This is a genomic window from Pseudofrankia coriaricola (assembly GCF_032027725.1).
In the GTDB taxonomy this organism is placed as follows: domain Bacteria; phylum Actinomycetota; class Actinomycetes; order Frankiales; family Frankiaceae; genus Pseudofrankia.
Genome location: NZ_JASNFO010000077.1, coordinates 41,578 through 53,835 on the forward strand (window position 1 = coordinate 41,578; position 12,258 = coordinate 53,835).

The following is a 12,258-nucleotide window of genomic DNA, read 5'->3' on the forward strand; positions in this document are numbered from 1 at the left end:
CTGTCCTCCGCTTCAGCCGCCGCTCGCCGACGACAACCAGTTACCACCCCGCGGTCACCCCGCGGTCACACGGCCCCGGGCGGCCGGTTCAGGCCCAGGTCGTACGCGAAGATCACAGCCTGGATGCGGTCACGCGCGCCGATCTTCGCCAGCACCCGGCCGACGTGGGTCTTGACGGTCGACTCCGACAGCACCAGGCGCTCGGCGATCTCGCCGTTGGTCTGGCCACGCCCGATCGCGACCAGGATCTCCCGCTCGCGATCGGTCAGGGCCTGCCAACGGGGATCGTCCTGGCTGCGCGGCGCGGCCGGGTTCGCCGGCAGGTGGTGGGCGTAGGCGTCGAGCAGACGCCGGGTGAGGGCGGGCGCGATGACGGCATCGCCGCAGGCGACGGCGCGGATCCCGGCCAGCAGCTCCTCCGGATGGGCGTCCTTGAGCAGAAAGCCGCTGGCCCCCGCGCGCAGTGCCGCGTAGGCGTATTCGTCCAGGTCGAACGTGGTCAGGACGAGGACGCGGGAACGGCCGCCGGTCGCGATGATGCGCCGGGTTGCCTCGATGCCGTCCATCCCTGGCATGCGGATGTCCATGAGGACGACGTCGGGCCGCAGTTCGGCCGCCCGGCGCACGGCTTCGGCTCCGTGCGCGGCCTCGCCGATCACCTCCGTGTCGGGCGCCGCCTCCAACAGCATCCGAAAGCCATAGCGCTGCAGGGGCTGGTCGTCCGCGATGAGAACGGTGGTCATGCCAGGCCGCCTGCCCCGCCCGGGAGCGATGTTACGTCGAGGACCGCCTGGACGGTCCAGCCACCGTCGACGGCCGCGCCCGCGGTGACGGTGCCGCCGTACAGGGCTGCTCGTTCCCGCATGCCGGCGATGCCGTGTCCTTCCTCGGGCGCCGGCCCTGGTTGCCCGGCGCCATCGGGCGGCCCCGTGTTGTGGACACGTATCCGCAACCGCGTCCCTTCCACCGCAAGCGTCACCTGGGCCCGGGCGCTGGGATCGGCGTGCTTGAGGGTGTTGGTGAGGGCCTCCTGAACGATGCGGTACGCCATCAGCTGCACCCCGCGGTCCAGCGCGTCCAGGTCGCCACCGGACCGGTACACGACGTCCGGCCCGGCCTCCCGGACACGGGCGCACAGCGCCTCGATGTCGGCGATCCGGGGCTGGGGGCTCAGTTCGGGCGCGTCGGACCGCTCGCGCAGGACGCCGAGCAGGCGGCGCAGTTCACCCAGCGCCTGGCGGCCGGTATCCCCGACGAGCCGCAGCGCCTCGGTGCCTCGTTCGGGGCGGGTCTCGGCCGCGTACGCGCCGGCGTCGGCGAGGGTGACGATGACGGACAGGCTGTGGCCGATGATGTCGTGCATCTCGCGGGCCACCCGGGTACGTTCGGTGGCGGCGGCCAGCTTGCTGCGCTGGTCGCGTTCGAGCTCGAGGCTGGCCGCGCGCTCGCGCAGGCCGGCGAGCTGGGCGCGGCGGATCCGCACCGTGAGTCCCAGGGCGATCGCGGCCGTGGCGGTGCTGAGCAGGAAGAACAGCACCTCCCACACGGATGCCGCGGCGGACACCCGGATGGCCACCAGCACCAGCACGCCCACCGCGGCCGCGCACGCCCAGGGCAGCTGCCGGAAGCGTCCGTGCAGGGCCACGCTGTACAGCGCGACGAATAGCGCCACGTCGGCGCGCAGGAACGCTCCGAGGAACCAGTGCAGCAGGAACACCACCGCGATCGCCGCGAACGCCGCGAACGGTGCCCGGCGGCGCCACAGCAGGGGCAGCAGCAGAGCGGCCTGCAACGCCAGCGTGGCCGCCACCGGAAGGTGCCTGAAGGTGATCGCCAGCTCGCCTGGCTCGTCGGAGGGGTGCGGGCCGTCCCCGTCGTGCACGAGACCCGGTAGGCCGAACACCAGGAAGACCGCGGCCATCACCGACGTGTCGAGGACCCACGGATGGTTTCGGTCCATCCGCCGAAGGCGGTGGCCGGCGCGGACCAGCCACGCGATCAGCGGGTGCCCTGGCAGGGGGTGGGTCGCGGCAAGCGGCCGGGCCGACGATACCTCCACCCCCGCGAGGCTTTCGCTGCTCATGGATATCACCTGCCCTGTCGACGGCACGTGCCGGCACGGCGCCGGGCACCGCGCCGGGCACCGCGCCGGGCACCGCGCCGACCGTACGCGAGGACGCTGTGCCCGCCGGTAGGCCGTGAACCCGCGAGGCTCGCCAGCGCCTGCCGGCAGGCGCCCGAAGGATCCGCGGACGCGGATCCTTCGGGAAACCCCGCGACGAGGTCAGGCGTCGGTGCGGACCAGCCGATAGGCGGCTCCGGCCAGCGCGAGCACCGTCCAGCCGACGAAGGCGACGAGCCCAGCCGTGGGCGACAGGCTCGTGGCGTCATGGGTCAGCGCGAACATCGACTGGCCGGCGTTGCTCGGCAGGTACGGGCCGATGTTGTCCTGCCAGCTCGACGGCAGCAGCGAGATCAGGCCGGGGACCAGCATCAGCGCGCCGACCAGCACCGCGATGCCGCCCGCCACCGACCGCAGCACCGCGCCCAGCGCGACGCCGATGACACCGACCAGGCCGAGGTAGAGGCCCGCCCCGAGCAGGCAGCGCACCACGCCCGGATCCGAGATCGTCATCGCCGCGCGCGTACCGGAGACGATGCCGCTGGCGATCAGGAAGGTCACCACCACGCTGACGGTGGCGGCCACGAGCGCGATCAGGCCGAACACAGCGGACTTGGACCACAGCACGGGCAGCCGACGCGGTACGGCCGCCAGTGTGGAGCGGACCATGCCGGTGGTGTACTCACCGGCGCTGACCAGGACGCCCAGCACGCCCAGTGCCAACTGGGCCGGGCCGGTGCCGAACAGCGAGAGGCTCACGGCGGTCGAGTCGGCCCAGTCCGGGTCCAGGCGCTGCCCGGAGGTGATCACCGACTTGTACCGGGCCGCGGCGATCAGGCCGAACGCCACCAGGAACAGCACGCCGAGGCCGAGCGCGATCCAGGTGGAGCGCAGTGACCACAGCTTCGCCCATTCCGAGCGCAGCACCCGTGGCCCGGTCACCTTGTAGGCCGGGCGGGTGGGCCGGGCGGGAGTCGACGCCGAGGCCGGGGCCGAGGTGATGGTGGTCATGCCGCCCGCTCGATCGTCGCGCCGGCGGCGGTGGTGGTGCCGTGGTACTCCACGGCGTCCCGCGTCAGGTCCATGAACGCCTCCTCCAGCGAGACCGTCCTCGCGGTGAGCTCGAACAGGGCGATGCCGTGCTCGGCGGCCCGCAGCCCGATGGCGCGGGCGGACATGCCCGTCACCCGCAGTTCCTCGGAGCCCGCTCGGCCGGTGATCTCGATGCCGGGGCCGGCCAGGATCTCGCGCAGGCGGCCGGGGTCGGCCGAGGCCACCTGCACCGTGTCGCCGCCGGCGTCGCGGACCAGGTCCTGCACGGTGGTGTCCGCGAGCAGCCGGCCGCGTCCGACGACGATGAGGTGGGTGGCGACCAGCGCCATCTCGCTCATGAGGTGCGAGGACACGAAGACCGTGCGTCCCTCGGCGGCCAGCCCGGTGAGCAGGTTGCGGATCCACAGGACGCCCTCGGGGTCCAGGCCGTTCACCGGCTCGTCGAGCATCACGGTCGCCGGGTCGCCGAGCAGTGCCGCGGCGATGCCCAGCCGCTGTCCCATGCCGAGTGAGAACTTGCCGGCCCGCTTCGTCGCCACCGCCTGCAGCCCGGTCAGCTCGATCACCTCGTCCACGCGCCGGCGCGGGATCCCGTGGGTGTACGCCTGCGCCAGCAGGTGGTTGTAGGCGGAACGGCCGGGATGGACCGACTTAGCCTCCAGCAGCGTCCCGACCTCCTGCAACGGGGCGCCGTGCTGGGCGTAGCGGCGGCCGTTGACGCTCACGGTGCCACTGGTCGGGGCGTCCAGCCCAATGATCATCCGCATCGTCGTGGACTTGCCCGAGCCGTTGGGTCCCAGGAAGCCGGTGACGGTCCCGGGCCGGACGGCGAAGTCCAGCCGGTCCACCGCCATCTTCTCGCCATACCGTTTCGTCAGCTGGTGTGCCTCGATCATCGCCCATCCCCCGCTCCGGACCGTGCCGGTCCGTCCGGCGCGTCTATCCGCGACGCTAGAAGCGGGACCCGCGCGGTCCGTGGTACCGCGGGGGGAAATCCGACCGGCGGGTAGTACCGTCGTACCACCCGGCGAGACACCGTCGACTTCTCCCGCGGCCGGTACAGCTCACTCATCGGCGATAAGGAGTCAGCCATCCTGGCCTCGCAGGGCGCGCCATTCCCGGTCGAGGATCGCGAAGTCGATCTCAGTGCTCCACCGGCCCTTGAACCACTCGTTCTCCACCAGCACCGCCTCCCGCCGCATTCCGAGCTTCGTGAGCACCGCCGCCGAGGCGGGGTTCTCGGCGTCGATGCGGGCGGTCACCCGGTGCAGCCGGAACTCGTCGAAAAGCAGCGCCAGCAGTGCCCGTGCCGCCTCCGTCGCGTAACCGTTGCCGTGGTGATCAGGGTTGATGACATACCCGATCTCACCGCCGCGGTGTTCAGTGCTGCGCCAGAAAATGACCACATCGCCGATCAGCTCCCCCGTCTCCTTGAGGACGACGGCGAGCGTGAGCGCCTGCCCCTCCCGGTCGAGCTCCGCCCGGGAGAAGTCCGGGTTGGCGAGCCGTTCGGCGATCTGCGCCCGGTCCATCGGCTCCGGCGGGATGTAGCGGCAGACATCCGCTCGGGAGCGGTAGGCGTGCATCCCGTCGACATCCCCGACGGGGTCGATGGGGCGCAGCAGCAGCCGCTCGGTCTCCACCGGGTAGCTCGGCCGGAGCGGCCCGAGCGCTGGGCCGGGAAACGCGGGGCTGGGGAACGCGGCGCCGGGTGAGGTCATGGCGGCGACCCTAAGGAGCGTCGCCGCCGCGGCGGCGGCCGGGTTTCCGGACACTCCGCGGGCGGAGCCGCGGCGGCCGGTGGCTGCCCAGGACCCAAGCCGTCGGCCTCGGCCTCATGGTCGGGCACCGGGCCGCCCGGGTGGTCGGGTCAGTTGGGTACCGATGCCGCCGCGGCGGCTGGCGTACCCGTCGTCGGCGCGCCGGCGGGGGTGCCGTCGTTCGCCGGCTGTCGCGCATACCAGCAGACGGTCGCCCAGTCGGGGCCGCGACTACCACCGAAGTACCAGCCGCCCGGCAGGAACGTCCCCCAGTCGACCGCCACAGCCGTCGAGAGGTCCGTCGGTAGCTCGCTTGGGATCTGCAGCGGCAGCGCGCCCTGGTGGCAGCCGGTACCGCCCGGGCGCACGACCGGATGGCCCGCCTTGAACGAGGTGCGGCAGGCTATCAGCGTGCTTGGTGGCCAGAAGAACCCGCTCAGCGCGTAGAAGCCGGTGTCGACGTGCACGGCCGGGTGAACCGGCGCGCCCGCCTCAGGGATGGTGATGTTCACCCGGGTACCGCTCGGGCAGGTCGCGCTCGGCACGCCGCCGGCCTGAGCGGCACCGCCCCCGCTCGCGATGAGCGCGAACGACGCCGTGAGCAGCGCCGGGACCAATGCCCAGCGCGCCTTTCTCGTCCTTACTGCTGCCAGCATCCTCGGATACCTCCTCATCCCGTGCCCCTGGGCACGGACGACGAATAGCGACGCTCGCGTCGAATCAGGCCAGCGGGCCGACGTCGCCACCGCGCCGGCTTTCCGCTCGGATCGGCGGGACGCCGGACGGCAGAATAGGCCCGACGAATATGTGGGCAAGGAATCCGGGCCGGACCTCACCATGTCAGGAACCCGACACGGCCGGCGCGCGCCCGGTGAGCCGCGCGGCGCTCGCTCCATGTGGGGCCGCGCGAATTGTCTCATTCCTGGGCGATACTGTCGATGCGGAAGCGGCGGTGAGCCTCCCGCGGTTCGCGCGAAGGTTTCACCGGCGCGACGGACCGCCACACCAGATGGCGAGACCGGCGGCTCCGGGCGATTTCGAACACGGTTCCCGCGTCGCTTACTCGCACAGGCGAGTAGCAGTATTCCCGTGTCTTCGGACGCCTTGCGCTGGTCGTGGCCGGGTGGGGCCGGCCACGCGTCAGCCACCTGGCTGGCAGGTCACCGCGGCAGGCGTGGTCCCGTAATGAGGAACTCGACTTCCCGAATGGGAGAGGCTCTCAGTCCGAGCGGGCCTGCTCGACCGCCGCGGCGCCGATCAGAACGGCGGTGAGGGCTCCCACGGCCGTCAGGCTGGCGACGCCGGCGACGAGCGGCGCGCAGCCGAGTATGACCACCGCCACCGCCAGCGGCCACCAGGCCCGGCGGCGGCCGACCCGCGCGCAGCAGGCCGCGAGGCCGGCGAGGAGAAGGGCGGGGCCTCCACAGGTCGCCAGGGCGCCCGCCAGGTGCAGCTCGTCGTGAGGGTGGGCGATCACCAGCTCGAGACCGACGGCCGAAAGCACGATGCCGGCGACGATCGGCAGATGCAGGTAGGTGTAGACGTCCCGACCGAGCCGGCCGGCCTCGGTCGGCGCACTGCGGCCGATCCGCCGCGCCACGGCTTCGGAGACCTGGCCGAAGTACAGCCACCACAGCGCCGTCGACAGGAGGAACGCGACGCCGAGCGCGACGACGACCGCGGCGGTGAGATCCGACTCGGACGCGGTCGCCCCGGCCAGCACGATGCTCTCCCCGAGCGCGATGATGACGAACAGCTGGAAGCGCTCGGCGAAGTGGTTGCCGTCGACCTGCCACTGGCTGGTGGGTGTCGACCCCATCCGGGGAACCCAGTACAGGACGAGCGGCGCGACCAGGTCCACCAGCAGCGCGGCTCCCCACGGCGCCCAGCGCGCGCCGCCGTCGACGAACCCGCCCACGATCCACAGCGGCGCCGACAGCACACTCCAGGCGAGGATCTGCTCGAAGTTACGGTGGAACGCGCCGGCGGGGGTGACGGCGACGACGAAGACGTTGCGGCCGATCTGCAGCGCCACGTAGCTGGCCGCGAACAGGAGCCCGCGCTCACCGAACGCCTCCGGAACCGCGACCGCCATCAGCAGGCTCGCCAGCATGACGAACACCAGCACCAGGCGGACGGCGACCGTGCTCGGGTCGAACCAGTTCGCCATCCAGGTCGTGTAGTTCCACGCCCAGTAGACGACGACCAGCAGGAAGGTGGCCCGGCCGGCGCCCGCCCAGCTCAGGTCCGCGAGCAGGTAGTGCGAGAGTTGCGTGACCGCGAAGACGTAGACGAGGTCGAAGAACAGCTCGAAGAACGTCGCGCGCTGCTCCCCGCCGGTCCGCTTGCGGATCAGCCGGATATCCGGGATGACCAGCTCGGAGGTCCCCACCGGAACCCTCGGCCCCGGGACCGCCACGTCGCCGACGGGATCCCCGCCACTCCCCGGGCCGGGCGCCAGCCGGGCGTCCGCCTCGCCCGGCCCGGCCGGCCCCGCCCACGACGGGAACGGTGGCCGCGACTCTGGATCCGCCGAGGACGGTGCCCGCGAAGCCGGGTCTTGACCCATGCGGCCGAGCATACCCAGCCAGCGATCTTCGCCGCGCTCCGTAGGCGAGAAGCCAGATTGATCACGGTCTGCGCATGCACAAAACAGACTCGGGAGCCGTCGGCTCTGAGGGATCCGTCACCGGTCTCCGGCGGCGGCGCGCGTCGCGCGCTCGGCGACGGCGTGCTGGTCGGTACGCGCGTCGTAGGACCGGAAGTCGCGCAGCCAGGCCGCCGTCGCGCCGACGCCGACGACGCAGGCCAGGCCGCCGGAGGTGATGCTCCCGCGGACGCTCCACAGATCGGCGGTGACACCGGCGCGCACCTGCCCGCCGAGCGGGCCGAGAGAGTAGGAGAGCAGCTCGATGCCGGCCAGCCGGCCGCGCATCGTCTCGGGGATGGTCTGGTTCCAGATGGTCGAGCGGAAGACGCCGGAGATCATGTCGGCGGCGCCGGCCGCGGCCAGGGCGCAGGCCACCAGCCACAGCGTGGGCATCACACCCGCGAGCGCGATGCACAGCCCGTACACCGCCGCGGCCGCCGCGATCGCGCGGCCGTGGTGGTGCACCCGGCTGGTCCAGCCGGACAGCGCCGTCGCGACCAGCGCCCCGACCGTCTCGGCCGAATAGAGCAGGCCGAGCAGCTGCGGCTGGTGGAACGTCCGCTCAGCCAGCGCGGGGAAGAGCACCACCGGCATCGCGAGCAGCATCGCGGCGACGTCGACCAGATAGGTGCCGACCAGGTCCCGACGGGACAGGGCGTAACGCAGACCCTCGGCGACCGCGGCCAGGCTCGGGGGTGTCGTCTCGACCCGATGCGGGTAGCGGCGCATCAGCGTGTACAGCAGGCTGGCGATGAGCAGGCCACACACGTCGATCACGAAACACCAGCCGATGCCCGCATACGCCACCAGGAGGCCGCCGAGGGCCGGGCCGGCGAGCATGCCGGCCTGCAGGCCCATACTGTCGAGCGCGCTCGCCGCGGGCAGTTCCTCGTGGGCGACGGTGCGCGGGAACAGCGCCTCGCGGGAGGGCCGCTGCAGGCTGCTGGTGCTCGCCAGCGCCGCGGCCGCCACAAAGATCACCCAGGTGCTTGGATGGCCCCGGAAGGCGTTGGCCGCGAGCACCGCCGTGACGGCCGCCTGCGCGAGGCCGCTGCGCACCAGGAGGCGGCGACGGTCGACATGGTCGGCCAGCGCCCCGCCGTACAGGCCGAAGACGAGCAGGGGAAGGAGCTCCACCGCGCCGACGGCGCCGACCATGGCGTTGGAGTGGGTCAGGGCGTAGAGCTGGTAGGGAACGGCGACGTAGGTGACCATGCCACCGAGGTAGAAGACGGTGCCGGCCGTCAACAGCAGGCGGAAGTCACGCGAGGTGCGCAGCGGCGTCGTGTCGACGCGCAGCGCCTCGAACCGATCGAACCAGGCCACGGGAGGACATCCTCGCAGCGTGCCGCCCGGCTGGGCCGACCCAGCCGGGCGGCACGGATTCGGGCGGCCGTCGCGGGATCCCGTGGCTCGGCCGCCAGCGGGGACCGGACTCCTCCAGGATCCAGGTGATCTGTCCGGCTAGAGGGCCAAAGGGTGTGCGAAAATGATCTTCCTTCGCACACCCGGCGGCCGTTGTCCCCAGGATCACTGATGGGTTCGTCTCGGTCGCGGGTTTCCGGTCGGCGCCTGGCGCGCTTCAACTCGCTGGTTCGGCCGGAGATCTCGGGCGAGGATGGGCGACGTGCTGGAGGTACGCCTGCTCGGCGCGTTCGAGGTCCGCTCGGGCGGGACGCCCGTCGTGATGACGTCGTTGCGGGCGCAGTCGCTGCTGGCATATCTGGCGCTGCGGCGGGGCGCCCCGCAGCGACGTGAGCAGGTCGCGTTTCTCCTCTGGCCCGATTCCACCGAGCAACAGGCCCGCACGAACCTCAGGCATGTGCTGCACACGCTGCGCGCCCTGCTTCCCGCCGCGGACCGCCACGTGGAGGTGACCGCGCAGACGCTCTCACTTCGCGAGTTCTCCGCGGACATCACGGCGTTTGACGCGGCTGTGGCGGCGTCCAGCGAGACCGCACTGTCCAGCGAGACCGCTCAGCCCGACGAAGCCGCCCAGCCGGGCGAGAACATCCAGTTCGGCGAGAACGCCAAGCCCGGCGAGAACGATGCCAACGCGCTGGAAAGGCTGCGACTGGCGGCCGACCTGTACGCGGGCGACCTGCTGGACGGCTGGTACGACGAGTGGCTGATCGCGGACCGGGAGCAGTACCGCCAGCGGGTCATGGCGGTACTCGCCCGGTTGGTGCCGCTGCTCACGAGGCGCGGCGAGATCGACGCCGCGGTCGGCTACGCGGAACGCGCCCGCCGTTACGACCGGCTCGCCGAGCCGCCCTACCGGTGGCTGATGCGGCTGTACGACGCGCAGGGCGACCGGGCCAGGGCGGTGAACGCCTACCACGAATGCGTGGCCACGCTGGAGGACGAACTTGGCGTCCAGCCGTCCGACAAGACCCGGGCGTTGTACGAGACGCTGCTACCGAAGGGCGACGACGCGCCGAGAACGAGCGGCGCGGCGGCCTTCGTGGGACGCCAGGCGCAGCGGCAACACCTGACCGAGCTGTGGCGCGACGCCGGCTCCGGAGTGCCCCATCTCGTCGCGGTCACCGGCGAGGCCGGCGTGGGCAAGACCCGCCTGGTCGAGGAGTTCCGGCACTGGGCCGCGCGGCGCGGCGCGGCCACCGCGCACGCCCGGTCGTACGAGGCGGAGGGGGCGCTGGCGTACGCCCCCGTGGCGGCCTGGCTGCGCGACCTCGGCGTGGCCCGCTGGCGCGGGCACCTCACCCCCGCGCAGCTCGCGGCCCTCGCCCCGCTGCTGCCGGAGCTGTCGGTCCAGCGGGCCCCGGCGGAGCCAGGCTCGCGCCTGCGGCTGTTCGACGCGGCCGCGCAGGCGCTGCGCGCGGGCGCCGGCCAGGGACCGGTGCTGCTGGTCGCGGACGACCTGCACGCCGCCGACGCCCCGACGCTGCAGTTCCTGCACTACCTGGTGCGCGCCGACCCACCGGCGCCGCTGCTCGTGGCCGCCACGGCTCGCCTAGTCGACACGGACCCCGGGCACCCGCTGCACGGGCTGCTCGGTGGCCTGCGGGCACTCGGCCGCCACACCGAGCTGGCCCTGGGCCGGCTGGAGCGGGCGGAGTCAGCCGCGCTCGCCCGAGGGCTCGGGCATGACCTGGACCGCGCGGACGCCGACCGGCTCCATGACGAGACGGCGGGCAATCCGTTGTTCCTCGTCGAGGCGCTGCGGGCGGGCTGGCGCGGTGCCGAGCCGCGAGTGCTCACGCCGCGGGTGCAGGCCGTTCTGGAGGCACGGCTGCTGCCGTTGACGGACAGCGCCCGGGACCTGATCGGCGTGGCGGCCGCGGCGGGATCATCGGTCTCGGTCGATCTGCTCGTCAGGATCCACCCAGGTGGCGAGAACGAGGCCGCCCGGGACCTCGACGAGGTGTGGCGGCGGCAGCTGCTGCTGACCAGCGGCGGCGACACCTACGACTTCAGCCACGGCAAGCTGCGCGAGGTCGCCTACCGCCTGATGTCGCCGGCGCGCCGCCGCCACAGCCACACGCAGCTCGCCCGGGCGCTCCAGGACATCCACGCCGGCCGGTGGGACGAGGTCGCCGGGCAGATCGCCGCCCACCTGCACCAGGCCGGCGCCCGCGACGAGGCGGTCGACTGGTACGCACGCGCCGCCCAGGCGGCGGGGCGGCGCCACGCCGACGCGGAGGCCGCCGACCTGCTGGACCGGGCCTGGACGCTCCTGCGGTCGGGGCCGGAGTCCCGGAACCGCGACGAGCACGAGCTGGCCCTGTTGACCGCGCTGCCCGGGCCGCTGAGCGCCGCCGCCGGGTACGCGTCGCCTCGGCTGCGCACGGCGTTGGACCGGGCGTTCGCCCTCGCCGAGCGCCTCGGCGTCGAACCGGCGGCACCGCTGATGCGGGCGCGCGCGATGGCCGTGCTGTCGCGTGGGGAGTTCGACGCGGCCCTCGAATATGGCGGACAGCTGTGTGCTCTGGGTGAGAGTGACGACGTGCTCGCCGTCGAGGGCAACTTCGTCCAAGGCGTCGCGGCGGCCTGGCGGGGCGACGCGACGTCGGCTCGCGATCATCTGCGCGCCGCCATCGACCGCTACCGACCAGAGAACCGGCCGGCGCATCTGCTGGCCTACGGCCAGGACCCGCAGGCGCTCTGCCTCGCCCGCCTCGCGCACGTGCATTTCTGCCTCGGCGACATGCCCGAGGCACACCGGTTGCGGCACCGCTCGCTCGAGCTCGCCCGGGCGGTCAACCACCCGTTCACGCTCGCCGGGGCCCTGCTGTTCGCCGCGCTGCTCGACCTGGACCTGGCGGACCTGCCGTCGCTGCGGCAACATGTCGCGGAGCTTGCGGCGATGCGCCAGCGTGTCGAGGCGCCGCCGATCCGGCTCGTCACCGACGCGATGACCGGCTACCTCGACGTCCTGGACGGCGCGGCGGGTTCGGGACTGGCGGTCATCGACGCCGCGCTGGCCGATCCGGGCTGTGACACCGCCCCGGGCGTGCCCGCGATGCTGCTGCGTTTCCGCCTGGCCGCCGCGCGGGCCGCCGGGCTCGACGGCGAGCGCCGCGAGACGGCCAGGCGACTGCTGGCCGACGACGTGCGGGTCTGGGACGCCGCGGCGCGGGCGGAGCTGGACACCTGACGGCCTGACACCGGCGAACCGGGCGCCAAACGCTGAGCCCGGCGTCGAGGAACGC

The 12,258-nt window shown here is 72.9% G+C and carries 9 protein-coding genes; 1 reads left to right on the forward strand and 8 read right to left on the reverse strand.

Annotation, left to right across the window (positions count from 1 at the left end):
• Window positions 1–65: 65 nt before the first annotated feature.
• From QOZ89_RS34175 to QOZ89_RS34210, 8 genes are all read right to left on the reverse strand, one after another.
• Window positions 66–743 (reverse strand): response regulator, encoded by a 678-nt coding sequence (locus QOZ89_RS34175; RefSeq protein WP_071051922.1) that lies wholly within the window; start codon window positions 741–743, stop codon window positions 66–68.
• On the reverse strand, window positions 740–2,083 hold the full coding sequence (locus QOZ89_RS34180) for a sensor histidine kinase (RefSeq protein WP_312627914.1): 1,344 nt from the start codon (window positions 2,081–2,083) through the stop codon (window positions 740–742). The genes QOZ89_RS34175 and QOZ89_RS34180 overlap by 4 nt, the downstream gene beginning before the upstream one ends.
• A 201-nt stretch (window positions 2,084–2,284) precedes the next feature.
• On the reverse strand, window positions 2,285–3,133 hold the full coding sequence (locus QOZ89_RS34185) for a hypothetical protein (RefSeq protein ID WP_071051920.1): 849 nt from the start codon (window positions 3,131–3,133) through the stop codon (window positions 2,285–2,287).
• Window positions 3,130–4,071, reverse strand: a complete 942-nt coding sequence (locus tag QOZ89_RS34190; protein WP_312627916.1) for an ABC transporter ATP-binding protein — start codon at window positions 4,069–4,071, stop codon at window positions 3,130–3,132. Before QOZ89_RS34190 ends, QOZ89_RS34185 begins: the two co-directional genes overlap by 4 nt.
• A 189-nt stretch (window positions 4,072–4,260) precedes the next feature.
• Complete coding sequence (locus QOZ89_RS34195) at window positions 4,261–4,896, reverse strand: GNAT family N-acetyltransferase (RefSeq protein ID WP_071051967.1); 636 nt, start codon at window positions 4,894–4,896, stop codon at window positions 4,261–4,263.
• A gap of 149 nt (window positions 4,897–5,045) precedes the next feature.
• The gene (locus tag QOZ89_RS34200; RefSeq protein WP_312627917.1) at window positions 5,046–5,591 is read right to left on the reverse strand and encodes a hypothetical protein; all 546 of its coding nucleotides are present in this window, start codon (window positions 5,589–5,591) and stop codon (window positions 5,046–5,048) included.
• A 563-nt stretch (window positions 5,592–6,154) separates the two neighbouring features.
• Complete coding sequence (locus tag QOZ89_RS34205; RefSeq protein WP_312627918.1) at window positions 6,155–7,327, reverse strand: low temperature requirement protein A; 1,173 nt, start codon at window positions 7,325–7,327, stop codon at window positions 6,155–6,157.
• A 294-nt stretch (window positions 7,328–7,621) separates the two neighbouring features.
• Window positions 7,622–8,911, reverse strand: a complete 1,290-nt coding sequence (locus QOZ89_RS34210; RefSeq protein WP_071051917.1) for an MFS transporter — start codon at window positions 8,909–8,911, stop codon at window positions 7,622–7,624.
• A 301-nt stretch (window positions 8,912–9,212) separates the two neighbouring features.
• Here QOZ89_RS34210 and QOZ89_RS34215 point away from each other — a divergent pair, with 301 nt between their 5' ends.
• Window positions 9,213–12,203: an ATP-binding protein gene (locus QOZ89_RS34215; protein ID WP_198543462.1), complete on the forward strand. Its 2,991-nt coding sequence runs from the start codon at window positions 9,213–9,215 to the stop codon at window positions 12,201–12,203.
• The last annotated feature ends 55 nt before the right edge of the window (window positions 12,204–12,258 follow it).

Coding starts and splice junctions, on each gene's coding strand:
- QOZ89_RS34175 (WP_071051922.1), bottom strand. CDS start 743: ATGACCACCGTTCTCATCGCGGACGACCAGCCCCTGCAGCGCTATGGC.
- QOZ89_RS34180 (WP_312627914.1), bottom strand. CDS start 2,083: ATGAGCAGCGAAAGCCTCGCGGGGGTGGAGGTATCGTCGGCCCGGCCG.
- QOZ89_RS34185 (WP_071051920.1), bottom strand. CDS start 3,133: ATGACCACCATCACCTCGGCCCCGGCCTCGGCGTCGACTCCCGCCCGG.
- QOZ89_RS34190 (WP_312627916.1), bottom strand. CDS start 4,071: ATGATCGAGGCACACCAGCTGACGAAACGGTATGGCGAGAAGATGGCG.
- QOZ89_RS34195 (WP_071051967.1), bottom strand. CDS start 4,896: ATGACCTCACCCGGCGCCGCGTTCCCCAGCCCCGCGTTTCCCGGCCCA.
- QOZ89_RS34200 (WP_312627917.1), bottom strand. CDS start 5,591: ATGCTGGCAGCAGTAAGGACGAGAAAGGCGCGCTGGGCATTGGTCCCG.